The sequence below is a fragment of the Raineyella antarctica genome (assembly GCF_900092135.1).
GTDB classification, from domain to species: Bacteria; Actinomycetota; Actinomycetes; order Propionibacteriales; family Propionibacteriaceae; genus Raineyella; species Raineyella antarctica.
In genome coordinates this window covers 213,885-233,206 of the sequence record NZ_FMYF01000004.1, presented here as the reverse complement: position 1 = coordinate 233,206, position 19,322 = coordinate 213,885, and the positions used below count along the sequence as shown (strand labels likewise).

Genomic DNA, 19,322 nt, shown 5'->3' with positions numbered 1-19,322 from the left:
TGCCCGGTCGCCGTAGGGAGCCGGGTACCGGTCTCGAGGCGGGTGCCGCCGTGGCGAGGAACACAGGGCCGGCCGCGCCACACCGATGCGTGAGCAGCCTGCGGGAGATCTCTTCTCGTGATTGGATCGTACGAGCACGGGAACCGTGATATCTTGACGTCGAGAGAAATTTGTCGAGGGAGCTGCTTTCATGAGCGTCAACAGCCTGGGTGCCAAGGCCGAACTTTCGGTCAATGGCACGAACTACGAGATCTTCCGTCTGGATGCGGTCGAAGGTTCCCAGAACCTCCCGTACTCCCTGAAGGTTCTCCTGGAGAACCTGCTCCGCACCGAGGACGGTGCCAACATCACCGCCGAGGACATCAAGGCCCTCGCCGCGTGGGATCCCAACGCCGAGCCGAGCAAGGAGATCCAGTTCACCCCGGCTCGCGTCATCATGCAGGACTTCACCGGCGTGCCGTGTGTGGTCGACCTGGCCACCATGCGCGAGGCCATCACCGAGCTGGGTGGCGACCCGTCGAAGGTCAACCCGCTGTCGCCGGCCGAGATGGTCATCGACCACTCCGTCATCGTCGAGCACTTCGGCACCCCCGAGGCGTTCGCCAAGAACGTCGAGGTCGAGTACGAGCGCAACCGTGAGCGCTACCAGTTCCTGCGCTGGGGCCAGAGCGCCTTCGACGACTTCAAGGTCGTCCCCCCGGGCACCGGTATCGTGCACCAGGTCAACATCGAGAACCTCGCCCGCGTCATCTTCCCGCGTGAGGTCAACGGCGTGCTCCAGGCCTACCCGGACACCTGTGTCGGCACCGACTCCCACACCACCATGGTCAACGGCCTCGGCGTCGTCGGCTGGGGCGTGGGTGGCATCGAGGCCGAGGCCGCCATGCTCGGCCAGCCGGTCTCCATGCTCATCCCGCGCGTGGTCGGCTTCAAGCTGACCGGCACCCTCCCGGAGGGCGTCACCGCCACCGACCTGGTGCTCACCATCACCGAGATGTTGCGCCAGCACAAGGTCGTCGGAAAGTTCGTCGAGTTCTACGGCCCGGGCGTCTCCGCCGTGCCGCTGGCCAACCGCGCCACCATCGGCAACATGAGCCCCGAGTACGGCTCGACCATCGCCGTGTTCCCGATCGACGACAAGACCACCGACTACCTGCGGCTCACCGGCCGCGACGAGCAGCAGATCGCGCTCGTCGAGGCGTACGCCAAGGAGCAGGGCCTGTGGCACGACGACGACCATGAGCCGGCCTACTCGGAGTACATCGAGCTCGACCTGTCCACGGTGGTGCCCAGCATCGCCGGCCCGAAGCGCCCGCAGGACCGCGTCCTGCTGAGCGACTCCAAGAGCGACTTCCGCTCCGCCCTGGCCGACTACGTCGAGGACGGCGACGAGGTGGCCGAGGGCAGGATCGACGAGGCCTCGGAGGAGTCCTTCCCGGCCTCCGACTCGCCGAGCTTCACCGCGAACACCGAGGGTGGGGACCCCGAGGACCAGCCGCACCACTTCGACAGCGTCCCGATCAGCGGTCGGCCGAGCAACCCGATGCCGGTCACCCTGGCCAGCGGCGACTCGTTCAACCTGGACCACGGTGCGGTCACCATCGCGGCGATCACCTCCTGCACCAACACCTCCAACCCGAGCGTCATGATCGGCGCCGCGTTGGTGGCGAAGAAGGCCGCGGAGAAGGGCCTGACCCGCAAGCCGTGGGTCAAGACCTCGCTGGCCCCCGGCTCCAAGGTCGTCATGGACTACTACAACCAGTCCGGCCTGACCCCCTACATGGAGAAGCTCGGCTTCAACCTGGTCGGCTACGGCTGCACCACCTGCATCGGCAACTCCGGACCGCTGATCCCCGAGGTCTCCCAGGCCGTCAACGACGGCGACCTCGCGGTCACCGCCGTGCTGTCGGGCAACCGCAACTTCGAGGGCCGGATCAGCCCGGACATCAAGATGAACTACCTGGCCTCCCCGCCGCTGGTGGTCGTCTACGCCATCGCCGGCACCATGGACATCGACCTCGACCGCGAGCCGGTGGGCAAGGACACCGAGGGCAACGACGTCTTCATGCGCGACCTCTGGCCGACCCAGGCCGAGATCGACGAGGTGGTCAGCACCTCGATCACCAAGGAGATGTTCACCAAGGACTACGCCGACGTCTTCGCCGGCGACGCACAGTGGCAGGCCCTGCCCACCCCGACCGGCAACACGTTCGAGTGGGACGACGCCTCCACCTACGTCCGCAAGGCGCCCTACTTCGAGGGCATGCCGGAGACCCCGGCACCGGTCAGCGACATCACGGGCGCCCGCGTCCTGCTGAAGCTGGGCGACTCGGTCACCACCGACCACATCTCCCCGGCCGGCAACATCAAGGCCGACTCCCCGGCGGGCAAGTACCTCGCCGAGAACGGTGTGGAGCGCAAGGACTTCAACTCGTACGGTTCCCGCCGTGGCAACCACGAGGTGATGATCCGCGGCACCTTCGCCAACATCCGGCTGCGCAACCAGCTGGCCCCGGGCACCGAGGGTGGCGTCACCCGCGACTTCACCCAGGCCGACGGCCCGGTGACCAGCGTCTACGACGCCTCTGCCAACTACAAGGCCGCCAACACCCCGCTGGTCGTCCTGGGCGGCAAGGAGTACGGTTCCGGCTCCTCGCGGGACTGGGCCGCCAAGGGCACCGCGCTGCTGGGCGTGAAGGCCGTCATCACCGAGTCGTACGAGCGGATCCACCGTTCGAACCTGATCGGCATGGGCGTCCTCCCGCTGCAGTTCCCGGCCGGCGAGTCGCACGAGTCGCTCGGCCTGACCGGTGAGGAGACCTTCGACATCACCGGTGTCGAGGAGCTCAACAACGGCACCACCCCGAAGACGGTCCACGTCGCGGCGACCAAGGCCGACGGTTCCACCGTCGAGTTCGAGGCCGTCGTCCGGATCGACACCCCTGGTGAGGCCGACTACTACCGCAACGGTGGCATCCTGCAGTACGTGCTGCGCCACATGAAGGCCGCTGCCTGACGCATCGGTCCCTGTACCACGCGGCGCCCCGGGTACCTCGGTACCCGGGGCGCCGTTGCGTCCGTCCCTGACCGTTGGGTGATTGTGCGAAGGTTCTCCTGCGTTCGTCCCCGGGGGAGGGCCAACCCGCTAGCGTGAGGACCGTGACGCCACGCATGCCGAGCCATGACGCCGGGCTGGCCCCGATGTTCCGCCGATTCGTCGACGCACTGGAGGCCGGGGACGTCCGTCTGGTCGAACGGTTCTTCGTCCCCGGCGACCAGACGCTGCTGGTCCGCCGCGGCGGGATGGTGGTCGGCTTCGCGAGCATCGTGGAGGCGGTCCGGGCCGATCCACTTGCCCCTTGCGGAAGGCTACTGCAGAGCCACCTGCGGGAGATCGGGCCCGACGGCACCCTGGTCACCGCCACCCATCGGACCGCCACCGGCGGCCAGGGCGTGATGACGCTGTTGTGGGAGCGTACGGATGAGGGTTGGCGGATCGCCTCGGCGCATGTCGGCGAGCCCGATCCCGCGATCGACCCGGCGGTCTGGCGCCAGGCCGGTGCGCCGCTGGCCGCCGCCACTGGCAGCGGACCGCTCGAGGGGATGTCCGTGGCCGCCGCCGAACTGTTCCCGCTGGCCGGACACAGCCTCGCATCCTTGCCCGTGGGTGCCGACGCCCCTGCGCGGACCGCGGAGGCACTTGCCGGGCTGCAGCAGGCCGGTGCCTCGGTCGTCGGCCTGGCCCGGATCGACGGGCTCGGCCTGGGCGACACCGGAGATGACCCTGCGGGGATGCCGCGCAACGCGCGCGCCGCCGGCCGGCTGCCCGGTGGGGCGATGTCGGGGCCCACTGCTGCCGTCGCCCTCGGGCAGGCGGACCTCGGTCTTGGCCTGGACACGTGGGGGTCCCTGCTGCTGCCGGCCTCCTACCAGGGGCTGTTCGGCATCCGTACGACCCATGGTGTCGTCCCCCTCGAGGGCGTGGCCGGGGTGGCGCCCAGCTTCGACTCGGTCGGGTGGGTGGCACGCGATCTGGCGGTGCTGGCCGAGGTCGCCGATGTCCTCCTGCCCCAGGCGGGCCTGCTCGGGCTGGACGAGGCGCTGCTCGGCAGGGACCTGCTCGGGCTCGCCGACCCGGACGTCGTCCGCGCGATCGAGGCCGTGCTCGACCGCTGGGACAGCTCGGTGCTGCCGATGCGGATGGTCGGCCAGGACCGCGACGTCCTCGACGGCTGGGCACAGACCTGCCGCCAGATCCGGGATGCCGAGGTGGCCGGACGACACAGGGCCGGCGACGCGGACCTGGCCGGGCTGGGCGCCGATGTCCGGACCGCGATCCGATCCGGGCTGGCGATGGACGATGCCCGGCTCCGCGGGGCCCGCCGCGCCCAGGCCGCGGCCAGGGCCGCCACTGCCGAACTCGTCGGCAACGGGGTCCTCCTGCTGCCGACCACCGCCACCGTCGCCCCGGTGCGGGACCGGGCCGGGGCCACCGCCCGCCGCGGACGCGACCGTACCCAGCAGCTGCTCTCCCTCGCCACCCTGGGGGGACTGCCCACCGTGACCCTCCCGCTGGCCACCCGGCGACGGCTGCCGTGCGGGCTCAGCCTGGTCGGACCGCTCGGCAGTGACCACGCACTGCTCGGTCTCGCCGGGCAACTGGCCGCCGCCGGCGTGATCGTCCACCCCTAGAATGCCCGCGTGCGAGCTCTCCTGACATCCCCGGCCGTACGCCTGGGACTGTCGGTCTCGGTCGCGACCGGGCTCTACGCCGTCTCGTTCGGTGCCCTCGCCGTGGCCGCCGGGCTCAGCACGCTGCAGACCTGTGTGCTCTCGCTGCTGATGTTCACCGGCGGCTCGCAGTTCGCCTTCATCGGGACCATCGCCGGAGGCGGGGCCGGTTCCACAGCCGCACTGGCCGCCACCCTGCTCGGCGTACGCAACGCCGTCTACGGGGTGTCGATGAGCGCGCTGCTGCGGCCCCGCGGCTGGCGGCGGCTGCTCTTCGCGCAGGTGACCATCGACGAGTCGGTCGCCGTCGCGTCCAGCCGGACCGACCCGCTGGAGGAGCGTCGCGGCTTCTGGACCGCCGGGCTCGGGGTGTTCACGCTGTGGAACATCTTCACGCTGGTCGGCGCACTGCTCGGGTCGGCAGTGGGGGACACCCGGGCCTGGGGGCTCGACGGGGCGGCGGTCGCGGCCTTCCTCGGCCTGCTCTGGCCCCGACTGCGCTCGCGCGAGGCCGGGTCCATCGCCGTGGTCTGCGCCCTGGCCACCGCGCTGGCCACCCCGTTCCTGCCGGTGGGTATCCCGATCCTCGTCGCGGCCGTGGTCGCCGTCGCCTGGGCGCTGTGGGGGCCCGGTGAACCCCGGGGGAACCGGCCGCTCCGGCCGACGTCCTCCGAGGTGGCCGCCCGATGACCATGTGGATCTGGATCATCGTCGCCTCGCTGGCTGCGTACGTGCTCAAGCTCACCGGGTACCTCGTGCCGGAGCGGGTACTGGAGCACCCCCGGATGGCACGGGTCACGTGGGTGCTTACCCTCGGGCTGCTCTCCGCCCTGGTCGTGATGAACACCTTCGCCTCCGGTACGGCGCTGGTCGCCGACGCCCGCGTCGCAGCCTTCGTCGTGGCGGTGGTCGCCCTCGTACTGCGGGCACCGTTCCTGCTCGTGGTCGTACTGGGGGCCGCCGCGGCCGCCCTCACGCGGGCCCTCGGCTGGGGCTGAGCCCGCCGTTCTCCGGCCTCCTCCACCCCGCAGCGCCCGTCAGGAGCCGCTTGTCGCTTCCCGGGCCACCTCCTACACTCAAGGTGTACGAACACATGTACGAATAGCGGCGGAGGGTGTCATGGCACAGGACTTCAGGGAACAGGGCTCCCCGGGGCGCGGGCCGGTGAGCCCACAGGACACCCATGGGCGTACGCCCGACGGCCGGTCGGGCCGGTCGGGCCGGGAGGTCCGGGGCGGCCGGACGGCGCGCCAGGGTGCCGGGGGAGGGGCACGGCCCTTCCTGCCCCCCGGTTGGCCGAGCGGCGTGCTGCCGCCGGGTGCGGAGGACTGGGAGCAGAGCGCGACGGCGTTCCTGCTCGACTGCTGCCCGGCCGACTTCCGCGGGTACCCGGTGCTGCGGCGACACCCGGTGGTCCTGGCCCAGTTCGCCGCCCAGTTCGTGGCCGGCCAGGTGCGGGCATCGGAGGACGGCCTGGCCCGGGCCCGCCTCAGTTTGCGCGACCAGGTCGAGCCGCCGGTCGTCGAGGAGGCGGTCCGCACCTGGCAGGAGGAGCTGGTCCGGCTGCGTGCGGTCCGCGAGGGGATCGCCCTGGTCGACGATGCGCTGCGCGGGATGGCCTTCGTGCCCCGCCTCTGAGCCGGTCCGGCACCCCGCCAGCGGGTCGTCGGGGACCTCAGCCCAGCCGGTTGAACGCCCGTACGCCCCAGCTCCGCAAGATCCTGAACATGGCCAGCGCCAGGACCGCAGCAGCCAGCAGCATCGCCAACAGCCCCGGCACGGCACCGGCGACCGAGGCGGTCCCCGCACCGGCGACCCCGAGGATGACGTAGCAGGCGACCGACCCGACGAGGGCCACCAGCACGCTCACGCTCTGCTTGACGACCACCGCATCACTAGGGGCGTCGAGCACCGGCCAGACCAGGTTGGTGAGCAGGCCGGTCTCGGCGACCACCAGCGTGAACATCGCCGCGACCAGCAGGACCAGCACGCCGCCGAGCACCCCGATGTCGGTCCGCACCGCCAGGACGACGCTGATCGGCAGCAGGGCAGGGACCACCACCAGCAGGTTGAGCGCCACCTTCGCGCCGAGCACCACGAGCGGGTCGACCGGCGCGGACCGTACGATCCACAGCCTGTCGCCCTCCAGCGAGATGCTCGGGGCCGTCGTGCAGGTCATTGCCACCGGCAGGCACACGGCGCCGGCGGCCAGCACCGGCAGCGGCAGTCCCGGGCTCGTCGCCAGTGCCCGGATGCCCTCCGGCACCCCGGCCGCCACCAGCCACGCCGCGCCGGCCAGTAGCACCACCACGCCGAAGCCGTTGTTGACCAGGTACACGGTGCTGCTGAGGAACCGGTGCACCTCCCGGACCAGGAGGGCGACGAACGGGGAGTGGGGACGCATCCGCGACAACGGGACCCGGCTGTGGCGCCCCAGTGCAGGCACGTTCTCCGCGCGTCGGGTGATGAGTGGGACGTACGCCGCCGAGACCGCCCAGAGGACCGCGCTGAAGGGGAGCAGGCCGAGCGCCAGCAGGAGGGCGGCGGCCTGCCCCGAGCCGTCGATGGCGAGGTCGCGCACCGCCCCGAACCCCCACGCCCACCTGCCCACGGTATGCGCGAACGCCGCCGGATCGTCGGCGAGCAGGCCTTGCAGCCGTTGGCTGAAGGGGATCGAGGCGAACACGACGCCGCTGGTCACCAGGAGGATGGCCACGTTCGCCACGGCCCGCCCCCGGCCACTGGGGGCGATCAGGGTGACCAGGAACGCCAGCACGACGGAGACCGCCGTCGCCGCGAGGGCCAGGGCGAGCGTCCCGGCCAGCAGGCCCGGCCAGAACCAGGCGTGGGTCGGCTCGTGCAGCCCGTACACGACCCCGCTGGGGACAACGGCCAGCACCATCAGCAGGGCGTTCTGTGCGGCGACGGCCGACATCTTGGCCAGTGCGATGGTCCGGGGACGGATCGGCAGGCCCAGCAGCAGGTCGTCGTCGCGTCCGCCGAGCACGGACCGGCTCACCCCGAAGGTTCCGCCGCTGATGACGCCGACCGCGGCCAGCGCCGGCATGACCACCAGGACCAGGTCGACCGCGCCGACCTGGTCCAGCATGGCCGCGAAGCCGAAGGAGTAGACCGCACTCAGGGTCACCGTGACCGCGGCGACGACAGCGACGAGGGCGCCGACGGACCAGCGTCGCCGGGTCCGGTTCCCGCGACCCATGGCGACCAGCAGGGCCCACAACTGGACCCGGGTGAGCGCCAGTGCCGGCCTCATCGGGCCGACTCCTGCAGCTCGAGGAAGACCTCTTCGAGCGAGGAGTCGCCGGTCACCTGGGCCGTCGGGCCGCTGACCACCAGCCGTCCGCGGCGGATGATGGCCAGGTCGTCGCACAGTGCCTGGGCGACCTCGAGGACGTGGGTGGAGAACAGGACGGAGCCGCCGTCGTCGCACAGCCGGCGCAAGTGGCCCTTGAGCGTGTGGGCGGCCACCGGGTCCAGGCCGACGAACGGTTCGTCGAGCAGCAGCAGCCGGGGGCGCCGCATGAACGCGCTGATCAGGGCCAGCTTCTGCTTCATGCCGTGGCTGTAGGACCCGATGACGTCGCCGAGCTCCTCCTCGAGTCCGTAGGCCTGGGCGTACCTGGCGATCCGGGCACGCCGTTCCGGGCCGGGGATGCGGAACAGGTCGGCGACGAAGCCGAGGAAGTCCTGGCCGGTCATGAAGTCGTACAGGTCGGGGCTGTCCGGCAGGAAGGCCATCACCTTCTTGGCCGCGATCGGGTCGGCGCGGACGTCGTGGCCCTCGACCGTCACCGTCCCGGCGGTGAACGGGAGGATGCCGGCCACTGAGCGCAGCGTGGTCGACTTGCCGGCGCCGTTGTGACCGATGAACCCGGTGATGCTCCCGGCGGGGACCGCCAGGGTGAGGTCGTCGACGGCGACCTTGCTCCCGAAGCGGTGGGTGAGGTGCGAGATCTGCAGCATCGGATTCCCCCTGCGCGGCGTCCCGTCCCGGGCGGGCGGGACCACCGACGTTCTGCCTTGCAGGATACCGGTGGGCAGGGGTGGACGCCCGCCCGGGAGAGGCAGCGCGGCGACGGTCCGGGGTTCCCGGGCCCCTCGCTCCGGAGCGTCCCCGGCCGGGAAAGTCGATGATCATGGGGGCCGACCCCTAGACTGGATCACATGCCGTTGTTGGAGAGGATCCAGAGTCCCGCGGACCTGCGTGGCCTGACTCATGCCCAGTTGGACGAGCTGGCCGCGGAGATCCGCGAGTTCCTGATCACCCACGTGAGTCGCACCGGCGGCCACCTGGGGCCCAACCTCGGTGTGGTCGAGCTCACCCTGGCCGTGCACCGGACGTTCGACTCCCCACGGGACCCGATCGTCTTCGACACCGGGCACCAGAGCTACGTCCACAAGATGCTCACCGGACGCTGCGAGGGCTTCGACCGGCTGCGCCAGCGCGACGGCCTGTCCGGCTATCCCAGTCGCGAGGAGTCCCCGCACGACTGGGTGGAGAACTCGCACGCCTCGGCAGCCCTGTCCTGGGCCGAGGGGATGGCGAAGGCCCTGAAGATCAAGGGCGAGACCGACCGTACGGTCGTCGCCTTCGTCGGTGACGGTGCACTGACCGGCGGGATGGCCTGGGAGGCGTTGAACAACATCGCTGTGCAGGACGACCTGCGCCTGGTCATCGTGGTCAACGACAACGGGCGCTCCTACACCCCGACCGTCGGCGGCCTGGCCCAGTCCCTGGCGGTGATGCGCACCGATCGGCGCTACGAGGACCTGCTCGACCTGATCAAGCGCCAGGTCAGCCGGACCCCGCTCGTCGGCCGGCCCGCGTACGAACTGCTGCACGGTCTGAAGATCGGCCTGAAGGACGTCATCGCCCCGCAGGGCCTGTTCGCCGACCTTGGCCTGAAGTACGTCGGCCCGATCGACGGACACGACGAGGCGGCCGTCGAGCGTGCCCTGGTCCAGGCCAAGGAGTTCGGTGGACCGGTGATCGTGCACTGCATCACCCAGAAGGGCCACGGCTTCCGCGCCGCCGAGCAGAACGAGGAGGACCGCTTCCACGCGATCGGCCAGATCGACGCGCACACCGGCGAGCCGCTCTCGAGCATCGTCACCGCGACCTGGACCGACGTCTTCGCCGAGGAACTGGTGCGGATCGGTACCCGGCGCGACGATGTCGTGGCGATCACGGCGGCGATGCTGCACCCGACCGGGTTGAACCGGTTCGCGGCGACGTTCCCGGATCGTACGTTCGACGTCGGCATCGCCGAGCAGCATGCCGTGACCTCGGCCGCCGGCATGGCAGCGATGGGCCTGCACCCGGTCGTCGCCGTGTACGCGACCTTCCTCAACCGCGCCTTCGACCAGGTGCTGATGGACGTGGGGCTGCACCGGGCCGGAGTGACCTTCGTGCTCGACCGGGCCGGCATCACCGGCAGCGACGGGGCCAGCCACAACGGCATGTGGGACATGTCGGTGTTCCAGGTCGTGCCCGGCATCCACATCGCCGCGCCCCGCGACGCCGCCCGGCTGCGGGCCGCCCTGAACACCGCGACGGACATCTCCGACGGTCCCTCGGTGGTCCGCTTCTCCAAGGACAAGCTCCCCGACGACATCGAGGCGATCGCCCACGTCGGCGACGTCGACGTGCTGTACGCCTCCGACGGCCGTCCCCGCGTGCTGGTCGTCGGCTATGGGCAGATGGTCGGCACCGCCATCGAGGTCGGCCGCCGCCTGTCCCAGCAGGGCATCTCGAACACCGTGGTCGACCCGGTCTGGGCGCTGCCGGTCGGCGAGGACCTGCTCGGCCTGGCCGCCGACCACGACCTGCTGGTCTCGATCGAGGACAACTGCGTCGTCGGTGGCATGGGCGCACGGCTCGAGCAGGAGCTCTCGGAACGGGAGATCACCACCCCGGTGCGGGTCTTCGGCATCCCGGACCGCTACCTGGCGCACGCCTCACGGGGCGAGATCATCGCCGAGCTGGGACTCACCGGCCAGGACATCGCCCGCTCCGTGGTCGAGCACGTGGTGCGGCTGGACCGCTCCGCGGTGGCGACGGACGACGTGTCGACGGGTGGCATGCCGACGGACGTGTCGGAGGGCGCACAGCCCTCCGGTGAGGTGGAGCCCGGGGGTCCCGAGGGCGCCTAGCCGTCAGGCGGTGGTGGCCAGGGCCTGCGCCAACGCGTCCCGGACGAGATCACGCTGCCACGGGCGGGCACCGGCGGCCGCGAGGTGTTCCTCGACCGTGGCGGGGGACAGCGGGGTCGGCGGCTCCCAGCACAGGCGGTGCCAGGTGTCCGGCGTGAGCAGGTTCTCCGGCGGCAGCTGGTGCTCCTCGGCGAGCTTGTTCATCGCCTCCCGGGCAGCCATGAACCGGGCGTACGCCTCGGGGTGGTGCCCCTGCCACGTACGGGGGGCGCCGTTGCCGCGCCGGGGAGGTCGCAGGGCCGGATAGTCCGTCGGATCCATCGCCTCGACCCGACGGACGGCGTCGGACCAGTCGTTGAGGTAGCGCTTGGCTACGCCCTTGTGGAAGCCGGACATCTCGCCGACCGTTCCCGCGGTGAGGCCCTTGCGGGTCGCCGCCGCGATGATGACCCGATCGTTGAGCAGCCGCCCGGGCGCCTTGTCCCGGCGTGCCGCGATCGCCTCGCGGGTCTGCCACAGTTCCCGGACCAGGGCCAGCTCGCGCCGGGACCGGATGTCGTGGATGCCCGAGACCCGTCGCCAGGGCTCCTCGCGGGGTGTCTTCGGGGTGCCCGCCTCCTGGACCAGGTAGGCGAACTCCTGGCGCGCCCACTCGTCCTTGCCGGCGATGCGCAGCTCCTCGGCGATCGCATCGCGCAGGTCGCGCAGCAGCTCGACGTCGAGGGCGGCATAGACCAGCCAGTCCTCGGGCAGCGGCCGGGTCGACCAGTCCGCCGCCGAGTGCTCCTTGAGCAGGTGCACACCGCAGAACCGCTCGGCCATCGCGCCCAGGGAGACCCGCGGGTAGCCGAGCAGCCTGCCGGCCAGCTCGGTGTCGAAGATCGTGCTCGGCCGCAGGCCGACCTCCACCAGGCAGGGCAGGTCCTGCGAGGCTGCGTGGATGATCCACTCGGCGTCCCCGATGGCCTCCCGCAGGGCGGAGAGGTCGGCCAGCTCGTCGGCCGGCGCCAACGCGTCCGGGTCGAGCAGGAAGGTGCCCGAGCCGCGGCGGCGTAGCTGGATCAGCCAGGCCTTGGGGGAGTAGCGGAAGCCGTGGGCTCGCTCGGTGTCGATGCCGACCGGCCCCTCACCGGCGGCGAGGGCGGCGACCAGCTCCTCGTACGCCGCCTGGGTGTCACTGACCACGGGCACCCCGTCCTTGGGCGCCCGCAGGACGGGCAGCTCCTCCTCGGGGAGGGTGGCGGTGTCCAGCGTGGGATGCTCGACCGAGCTGGGCGGGTCGGCGTCGGTCGGGTGCGGAAGGGCGGGGTCGCCGTCGGTGGGGGACATGGTCAGCGGTCCTGTCGTCGTTGGCGCAGCGGGGTCATCATCACGACGCCCTCGGGTAGCGGTGGGATCCCGCAGGTGTTGGCCAGCAACTCCGCGAAGGCGTTCAGGTGAGCGGTCACGCCCTCACCGGTGGGGGACAGGCGGGGGGTCCACGAGGCCCGGATCTCGACCTCGGCACGGGCCGGCTGCTCCTCCATGCCGCCGAAGGAACGGCTCCAGGTGCAGGCGACGTTTCCGCTGGGGGCGATGTAGTCCGCGCCGTTGGCCTCCAGGGCCTCGACCAGCCAGGACCAGCCCACCTCGGCGAGCATCGTGTCCGTCACCATCTCCGGGTCGACCTCGCCCTTGGCGTACGCCACGGCGCGGAACTGGCCCTGCCAGGACTCGACACCGGCGGGGTCGTGCAGGATGACCAGGCGCCCCGAGCCGAGGTCGTGCTCCCGGAGGCTGACGTCGGCCGCGATCGCCACGGCGTACGGGGCGATCCGCTGGGGGGAGGGGATCTCCTCCACCGCCAGCTCGGCACGCCAGCGGTGTGCCTGGAGGTCTGCCACCACCCGCTGGAACGCGGGTGGAGCAGACGCGGGATCGGAGTGAGCTGCCACCCCAGCAGCGTAGGCGTCCGCCGACGGCTTGGTGCGTATTGACTCGCCGGACCGGAGCGCGGCCGGCGGGCACCGTACGGAGCCCCGCCTCGGGCACCCCGCGGGGTCGCGGTCCCACGGCTCGGCACCGCGTCCCGGACCTCGGGCGCCGCTTCGTCCGCGCGTGCGAGGATGGCCGGGTGACTCAGAAACCGACCCTTCTGGCCGCTGCTGCTCGGGAGCAGGGGAACGCCCTGCCGGTGTGGTTCATGCGGCAGGCCGGCCGCTCCCTGCCCGAGTACCGCGCCGTCCGCGAGGGCACAGCGATGCTGGACTCCTGCCGCCGACCCGAGATGGTCGTGGAGATCACCATGCAGCCCGTGCGCCGCCATGACGTCGACGCGGCGATCTTCTTCTCCGACATCATGGTGCCGCTCGCTGCGGCCGGTGTCGGGCTCGAGATCAAGGCCGGTGTCGGTCCGGTGATCACCGACCCGATCCGGACCGCCCAGCAGGTGCACGAGCTGCCCGAGCTCCACCCCGAGGCGATCCCCGACATTGCCGAGTCCATCCGGGGCATCCGGGCCGAGCTGCCGGCGGACAAGGCCCTGATCGGCTTCGCCGGCGCGCCGTTCACCCTCGCCTCGTACCTGGTCGAGGGGGGACCGAGCAAGGACTACGCCCGGACCAAGGCGCTGATGGCCGCCGACCCGGTGCTGTGGGACGAGCTGTGCGGCAAGCTGGCGCGGATCTCGGCGACGTTCCTGCGGGTGCAGGTCGACGCCGGGGCCCAGGCCATCCAGCTGTTCGACTCCTGGGCGGGCAGCCTGGCCCCGATGGACTACGCCACCCGGGTGCTGCCGCACTCCGGGCGGGTGATGGCGCACGTGGCCGACGTGCCGAGGATCCACTTCGGCGTCGGCACCGGTGAGCTGCTCCGCCTGATGTCCCAGGCCGGCACGGAGGTCGTCGGCGTCGACTGGCGGGTCCCGCTGGACGAGGCGAGCCGGCGGATCGGCCCCCTCCACGCCGTACAGGGCAACCTCGACCCGGCGCTGCTCACCGCGCCGTGGGAGGTCATCGCCGAGCGGGCCCGCGACGTCATCCGGGCCGGCGCCAAGGCCCCCGGCCACATCTTCAACCTCGGGCACGGGGTCCCGGCGACGGCCGATCCCGATGTCCTGACCAGGCTGGTCGCGCTCGTGCACGAGGAGGGCCCGGCCCTGCGTGCCGAGGCAGCGACCCGCTGACACCACCAGCCACGAGAGCCGCAACGAAAGGAACGCCGCGATGAAGGCGCGAGAGATCAACGACACCATCCGATACACCATGTGGTCGGTCTTCCGGCGGACCGATCCCGATGTCGGGGCCGCCGCGGCCCGGGACGCCCTGGCCGCGCTGGCCCCGTACGAGGGGGACAAGGACCTGACCATCCGCGGCTGGTACGACGTGTCCGGCCTGCGCGCCGACGCCGACGTCATGGTCTGGTGGCATGCCCCCGAGATCGAGACCGTGCAGCTGGCCTACCACACGCTGCGTGCCTCCGCCCTCGGCCGCACGCTCGATCCGGTCTGGTCGCAGGTCGCCCTGCACCGCCCCGCCGAGTTCAACAAGGGCCACGTGCCGGCGTTCATGGCCGACGAGAACGTCCGTGACTACGTGTGCGTCTACCCGTTCGTCCGCTCGTACGAGTGGTACCTGCTGCCCGACGAGGAGCGTCGCAGGATGCTCTCCGAGCACGGGATGATGGCTCGCGAGTACGCCGACGTCCGCGCCAACACGGTCTCCTCGTTCGCCCTGGGCGACTACGAGTGGATGCTGGCCTTCGAGGCCGACGAGCTCTACCGCATCGTCGACCTGATGCGCCACCTGCGCGGAGCGGATGCCCGTCGCCACACCCGGATCGAGACCCCGTTCTACACCGGGCGGCGCTACGAGCTCGAGGAGCTCGTGGCCAGGTGGAACCCGACCGCCTGAGCGGTCCGGACGAGCGGCAAGGGGTCCGACACCGTGTGGGTGTCGGACCCTTGTCACGTGCCGGGACCGATCAGCGGGCCGACCCCTCGGGGTCGAAGGTCAGGCTGATCGAGTTGATGCAGTAGCGCAGGTCGGTGGGGGTGTCGAAGCCCTCACCCTCGAAGACGTGGCCCAGGTGCGAGCCGCAGTTGGCGCAGCGCACCTCGGTGCGACGCATGCCCAGGCTCTCGTCCACGATGTAGGTGACCCGGTCCTCGGCCAACGGGGTGAAGAACGAGGGCCAGCCGCAGTGCGCGTCGAACTTCTCGGTGCTGCGGAACAGCTCGGCCCCGCAGGCTCGGCAGCAGTAGATGCCCTCGGCGGTCAGCGTCTCGTACTCGCCGCTGAAGGGCAGCTCCGTGCCCGCCTCGCGCAGCACGTGGTACTCGGCGGGGGAGAGCCGGTCGCGCCACTCGTCGTCCGACAGCTGCAGGGCGGGGGTCGGCAGGCTCCGGTCCGGGGTGTGGTCCATGTCGGCCAGTGTAATGCGACCGGATCGGGCCGCGGCCCGTGACGCCGCCGCCCGGGCGCGGCACAATCGTGGAATGGCCACACAACCTGACGTTCCCAGCCTCGATGTCCCGCTGTCCGCGCTGCTGCGCGTCCCGCCCGGACCGGTCGACCTCGGATCGTACGACTGCGCAGCCACCACCGGCTATCCCGGGGAGAAGGACGGGGTGGACGAGCGGATGACCGAGCTCGGCGAGACGCTCTCGCAGCTGCAGGAGCGACTGTTCGCCAACGGTCGTACCTACCCGGACACGGCACCGGCGGCCCTGCTGGTGCTGCAGGGCATGGACACCTCCGGCAAGGGCGGTGTGCTGCGACACACCGTCGGGATGGTGGACGTCCAGGGCCTCAGCGTCGCGGCCTTCAAGAAGCCGACGCCCGAGGAGCTCGAGCACGACTTCCTGTGGCGGATCGCCAAGGAGGTCCCCGAGCCGGGGTTCCTGGGGACGTTCGACCGGTCGCACTACGAGGACGTCCTGGTCAGCCGGGTCGAGCAGCTCGCCCCGCCGGAGGAGATCGAGCAGCGCTACGACGAGATCAACGCGTTCGAGGCGGGCCTGGTCGCCCGGGGCATCGTGGTCATCAAGTGCTTCCTGCACATGTCCTACGCCGAGCAGGGCCAACGGCTGATGGAGCGCCTGGAGCGCCCCGACAAGCACTGGAAGTACAACCCCGGTGACGTCGAGGCGCGCCAGAAGTGGCCGGCCTACCAGGACGCCTACACCGTCGCCCTGGAGCGCTGCAACACCGTCGCGGCACCCTGGTTCGTGATCCCGTCCGACAAGAAGTGGTACCGCAACTGGGCTGTGGCCCAGCTGCTGGCCGAGCACCTGCAGGGCCTCAACCTGGACTGGCCGGCCGGCGACTTCGACGTGCAGGCGGAGAAGGAGCGCCTGTCGAGGACCTTCGAGACCCCCGCGAGGAAGTAGGCCGGGCCGGCCGTACCGTCAGGCGCCGATGGCCTGCAGCCTCGGGGTCTCCTCGGAGTCGTCCTCGAAGGACTCCTCCTCCGGCAAGAGGTCGCCGAAGTCGATCAGGTCCATCGCGCCGACCAGGTAGCGGTGCATCGCGAGCTCGGCGATCTCGGGACCGGCCGACATCGGGCGGCTGACGGCGATCGCACCCGCAGCCAGCGCGGACTCCGCTTGCTGGACCCAGACGTCGGACGCACTGAGGAACCACGATCCGACGGCGATGTGCCGTCGGCCCTGGTGCCACAGCGTCTCGATCGCGTCCTCGACCGACGGACCGGTGTCATCGGTGAACGCCGTGACACAGGCGAGCTTGTGGTGCAGGCCCCACTGCCGGGTGCGACGCGCCAGCAACGAGCGGCTGCGGATGTCCTCGCTGCCGGCCGAGGAGAGGACGAGTCCGTCCAGCTCGGTCACGTGGTGGTCGCTCAGCGCCTGCCGCAGCGTACGGTCCAGCAGGGTGAGCAGCACCGGCTCGGGCCCGATCGGGCGGGCCAGCTCGAAGCGCAGCTCCGGGAAGGCCGAGGTGAGTCGACCGAGCTCGTCGCGGGCGACGGCGCTGGCGCGGTAGGCGCAACCGATCTCCAGGGGGACGAGCACGACCTCCTCGGTGCCCAGCCGGGCCAGCTTGGAGACGACCTGTACGGGGGAGGGGCCACTCGAACCCAGATACGCGGCACGTACGGTGAGTTCCGGACTCCTGGCCATGAGCTCGTGGCGCATCACGTGGGTGATTTCGGCGATCTGGGGATCGCTGTGGCCATGGGCGAGCAGGACGAGGGCCGGGGCCGTCATTGTGCCGGTTCCTTTCCCCCAGCCGAAGGACAATCAAGGCTCGGCGACCGGGGCGTGCTAGACAGGAGGGCCGTCGTGGGAGACGGCGTCTCAAAAAGTGGATACCAGAACTTTCCCTGTCCAACTTGAGTATTGCAAGTTGTCGATCCAAAATGTGAGACACGGTCTCGAAGTGTGAGATGCCGCAGGCGTCTCCGGGCGCCGTGACGCAGGACGCCGACCCCAGGGTGGGGTTCCTCCCGGTCCTACGCGAGTCCGTGGCGCTGGAGCCAGTCGATCACGTCCGTAGTCACCTCGTCGCGACTGGTCTCGTTGAGCAGTTCGTGGCGGGCGCCGGGATAGATCTTGAGGGTGACGTCACGCACTCCTGCTCGCCGTAGCTGGGCCGCCACGCCCTTCACGCCCCTGCCGCCCTTGCCCCCGACCGGGTCCATCTCCCCGCTGATGAGCAGCACCGGGAGGTCGTGCGGCGTACGACGGACGACCTCGTCGCGGCTCACCGCAGCGAGGCCACCGAGCATGTCGCAGTAGAAGCCGCTGGTGAACACGGCACCGCAGCGTGGGTCGGCGACGTACTTGTCGACCTCCGCCGGGTCGCGCGAGAGCCAGTCGAAGTCCGTACGGGCAGGCTTGAAAGGGGCGTTGAACCGCCCGAAGACCAATGAGTTCATCAGTGTGCTCACGTGCCGCCGTCCCCGGATCCGGGCCTCCAGGCGGGCGATACCGAGGCCCACCTTGCCGGCCACGCCCGGATCGCCCGCAGTGCCGGACAGGACGAGCGCATCCACGTCGTCGGGGTAGCGGGTGACGTAGGCGCGGGCGAGCGTCGAGCCCATGCTGTGACCGAAGAGTGCCACCGGAATGTCCGGGTACTCGGCCCGCGCGTGCGCCCCGACCTCGGCAAGGTCCGCCACCACGGTGTCCCAACCGTCGGTGTCGCCGAAGTAGCCCACGTCGGCATCGGCGGCGGTGCCGCCGTGCCCGCGGTGGTCGCTGGCGTAGACCGCATAGCCCACAGCGGTGAGAGCCTGCGCGAACCGTTCGTAGCGGGCGGAGTGCTCGGCCATTCCGTGCGCCACCTGCACAATCGCCGTCGGTGGCCCCTCCGGCAGCCAGCGACGCACCTGGAGTTCGGTGCCATCGGAGGCCCGGAGTGCGAATGCGGTACTCACCTACGAATCTTCGCCCAATACGCCCCTCGCCGCCACTGTTCACGCGGCTCCTGCAATCACTTCGACCCAGACCTCGTGCTGCGGGTCACCGGGGAATGGCTCGGGGCAGTTCGTCAGGTGTCGCCGGAAGCGCCTCGGCGTGAATCCTGCGGGACCGAAGAAAGCCGTTCTGACCGGGTGTGTTTCACTTGGTCAGAACGGCTTTCAATCGGTGGGCGGTACTGGATTCGAACCAGCGACCCCTTCGGTGTGAACGAAGTGCGCTACCGCTGCGCCAACCGCCCGTGCGAGAGCCAACAATAGCGAGATCCGGCCGGATCGCCAAACCGGTGCCCGCTGGGGTCGGCCACCCTGGGGTGTGGCCCTGGCGCCTTCCAGGTGCCCGGCGAGGCTTGCGCAGGGCTCGACCTGTCGCCGACGGGCCCGGCGCCGGGCGTCGGGTGGCGTGGTTTGCGTCCGGCGTCCGGGCTCTGCTAGAAATCTCTACGCCGCACGGAAACGAGCGAGCGGCATCGTCAGGGGTAACAGCCGGCAACAGGACGATGACGATCGAGCGAAATGGTCGATTTGAAGTTCTGGACAAGGCTTGCTAGAGTTCCTGATCGCGCCGCAGGGAGACCTGCGGAGCAGTTGATGAGGAAGGCCACCGCAGTACCAAGTGGTCGGAATCGTTGCGGACGTGGCTCAGCTGGTAGAGCATCACCTTGCCAAGGTGAGGGTCGCGGGTTCGAATCCCGTCGTCCGCTCGGAAACGGGTCTCGCCCTTGGACCCATCGGGAGGCAGATCCACTCCCGTGTCCATCTCGGGCGGTTGGCGCAGCGGTAGCGCGCTTCCCTGACACGGAAGAGGTCGCTGGTTCGATCCCAGTACCGCCCACCGAGAACAAGAACCGTCCTGGCCGAAGTGGCCAGGACGGTTTTTTGCCTCCCTGCCGCCGACTTCGGCCCGCCCCTCGTCCGGATGCCTCGCGGCTTCGGCGGGTGGGGGAGCGGCCCGGTCGAGGGGGTGGGCAACGTGCCTCGAAAAGTCTGCTAGAGTT

The 19,322-nt window shown here is 70.6% G+C and carries 16 protein-coding genes and 3 tRNA genes; 11 read left to right on the top strand and 8 right to left on the bottom strand.

Going from position 1 to position 19,322, the window contains the following annotated elements; translation table 11 throughout:
* Positions 1-190: 190 nt before the first annotated feature.
* The 5 genes from GA0111570_RS07880 (at position 191) to GA0111570_RS17315 (ending at position 6,369) form a co-directional block, all read left to right on the top strand.
* Positions 191-3,016, top strand: a complete 2,826-nt coding sequence (locus GA0111570_RS07880; protein WP_092608882.1) for an aconitate hydratase — start codon at positions 191-193, stop codon at positions 3,014-3,016.
* Positions 3,017-3,159: 143 nt separating this feature from the next.
* Positions 3,160-4,692 (top strand): AtzH-like domain-containing protein, encoded by a 1,533-nt coding sequence (locus GA0111570_RS07875; protein ID WP_139283181.1) that lies wholly within the window; start codon positions 3,160-3,162, stop codon positions 4,690-4,692.
* A 9-nt stretch (positions 4,693-4,701) separates the two neighbouring features.
* Entirely contained in the window at positions 4,702-5,421 is a 720-nt protein-coding gene (locus tag GA0111570_RS07870) for an AzlC family ABC transporter permease (protein WP_092608876.1), read from the top strand.
* Positions 5,418-5,729, top strand: a complete 312-nt coding sequence (locus GA0111570_RS07865) for an AzlD domain-containing protein (protein WP_092608874.1) — start codon at positions 5,418-5,420, stop codon at positions 5,727-5,729. The genes GA0111570_RS07870 and GA0111570_RS07865 overlap by 4 nt, the downstream gene beginning before the upstream one ends.
* Positions 5,730-5,850: 121 nt before the next feature.
* Positions 5,851-6,369 carry a hypothetical protein gene (locus tag GA0111570_RS17315; RefSeq protein WP_139283180.1) on the top strand — a complete coding sequence of 173 codons (519 nt, stop codon included), beginning with the start codon at positions 5,851-5,853 and terminating at the stop codon, positions 6,367-6,369.
* A gap of 37 nt (positions 6,370-6,406) precedes the next feature.
* Here GA0111570_RS17315 and GA0111570_RS07855 read toward each other — a convergent pair whose 3' ends face one another.
* Complete coding sequence (locus GA0111570_RS07855; protein WP_092608868.1) at positions 6,407-8,005, bottom strand: hypothetical protein; 1,599 nt, start codon at positions 8,003-8,005, stop codon at positions 6,407-6,409.
* Complete coding sequence (locus GA0111570_RS07850) at positions 8,002-8,715, bottom strand: ABC transporter ATP-binding protein (protein ID WP_092608865.1); 714 nt, start codon at positions 8,713-8,715, stop codon at positions 8,002-8,004. Before GA0111570_RS07850 ends, GA0111570_RS07855 begins: the two co-directional genes overlap by 4 nt.
* Before the next feature lie 201 nt (positions 8,716-8,916).
* On the opposite strand from GA0111570_RS07850, the gene dxs reads away from it, so the two are divergent.
* On the top strand, positions 8,917-10,905 hold the full coding sequence (dxs, locus tag GA0111570_RS07845) for a 1-deoxy-D-xylulose-5-phosphate synthase (protein WP_092608863.1): 1,989 nt from the start codon (positions 8,917-8,919) through the stop codon (positions 10,903-10,905).
* Positions 10,906-10,908: 3 nt separating this feature from the next.
* Here dxs and GA0111570_RS07840 read toward each other — a convergent pair whose 3' ends face one another.
* Positions 10,909-12,240, bottom strand: coding sequence for an HRDC domain-containing protein (locus GA0111570_RS07840; RefSeq protein WP_425438615.1), 1,332 nt, complete (start codon positions 12,238-12,240; stop codon positions 10,909-10,911).
* The gene (locus GA0111570_RS07835; RefSeq protein ID WP_092608860.1) at positions 12,237-12,839 is read right to left on the bottom strand and encodes a DUF3000 domain-containing protein; all 603 of its coding nucleotides are present in this window, start codon (positions 12,837-12,839) and stop codon (positions 12,237-12,239) included. Before GA0111570_RS07835 ends, GA0111570_RS07840 begins: the two co-directional genes overlap by 4 nt.
* Before the next feature lie 179 nt (positions 12,840-13,018).
* On the opposite strand from GA0111570_RS07835, the gene hemE reads away from it, so the two are divergent.
* Positions 13,019-14,068: a uroporphyrinogen decarboxylase gene (gene hemE, locus GA0111570_RS07830; protein ID WP_217634076.1), complete on the top strand. Its 1,050-nt coding sequence runs from the start codon at positions 13,019-13,021 to the stop codon at positions 14,066-14,068.
* A gap of 40 nt (positions 14,069-14,108) precedes the next feature.
* Positions 14,109-14,795 (top strand): hydrogen peroxide-dependent heme synthase, encoded by a 687-nt coding sequence (gene hemQ / locus GA0111570_RS07825; RefSeq protein ID WP_092608854.1) that lies wholly within the window; start codon positions 14,109-14,111, stop codon positions 14,793-14,795.
* A gap of 70 nt (positions 14,796-14,865) precedes the next feature.
* Here hemQ and msrB read toward each other — a convergent pair whose 3' ends face one another.
* The gene (msrB, locus tag GA0111570_RS07820) at positions 14,866-15,306 is read right to left on the bottom strand and encodes a peptide-methionine (R)-S-oxide reductase MsrB (RefSeq protein WP_092608851.1); all 441 of its coding nucleotides are present in this window, start codon (positions 15,304-15,306) and stop codon (positions 14,866-14,868) included.
* 73 nt (positions 15,307-15,379) lie between these two features.
* On the opposite strand from msrB, the gene GA0111570_RS07815 reads away from it, so the two are divergent.
* Positions 15,380-16,273 carry a PPK2 family polyphosphate kinase gene (locus GA0111570_RS07815; RefSeq protein WP_092608848.1) on the top strand — a complete coding sequence of 298 codons (894 nt, stop codon included), beginning with the start codon at positions 15,380-15,382 and terminating at the stop codon, positions 16,271-16,273.
* A gap of 18 nt (positions 16,274-16,291) precedes the next feature.
* On the opposite strand, the gene GA0111570_RS07810 is transcribed toward GA0111570_RS07815, so the two are convergent.
* The 3 genes from GA0111570_RS07810 to GA0111570_RS07800 all read right to left on the bottom strand — a co-directional run bounded on the left by GA0111570_RS07810 (position 16,292) and on the right by GA0111570_RS07800 (position 18,566).
* On the bottom strand, positions 16,292-17,110 hold the full coding sequence (locus GA0111570_RS07810) for a sirohydrochlorin chelatase (RefSeq protein ID WP_092608846.1): 819 nt from the start codon (positions 17,108-17,110) through the stop codon (positions 16,292-16,294).
* A 245-nt stretch (positions 17,111-17,355) separates the two neighbouring features.
* Positions 17,356-18,282 (bottom strand): alpha/beta hydrolase, encoded by a 927-nt coding sequence (locus tag GA0111570_RS07805; protein WP_092608843.1) that lies wholly within the window; start codon positions 18,280-18,282, stop codon positions 17,356-17,358.
* A 212-nt stretch (positions 18,283-18,494) separates the two neighbouring features.
* A tRNA-Val gene (locus GA0111570_RS07800) sits at positions 18,495-18,566 on the bottom strand.
* Between the two features lie 389 nt (positions 18,567-18,955).
* On the opposite strand from GA0111570_RS07800, the gene GA0111570_RS07795 reads away from it, so the two are divergent.
* Positions 18,956-19,028: transfer RNA gene (locus GA0111570_RS07795), tRNA-Gly, on the top strand.
* 59 nt (positions 19,029-19,087) lie between these two features.
* A tRNA-Val gene (locus GA0111570_RS07790) sits at positions 19,088-19,159 on the top strand.
* Positions 19,160-19,322 lie beyond the last annotated feature (163 nt).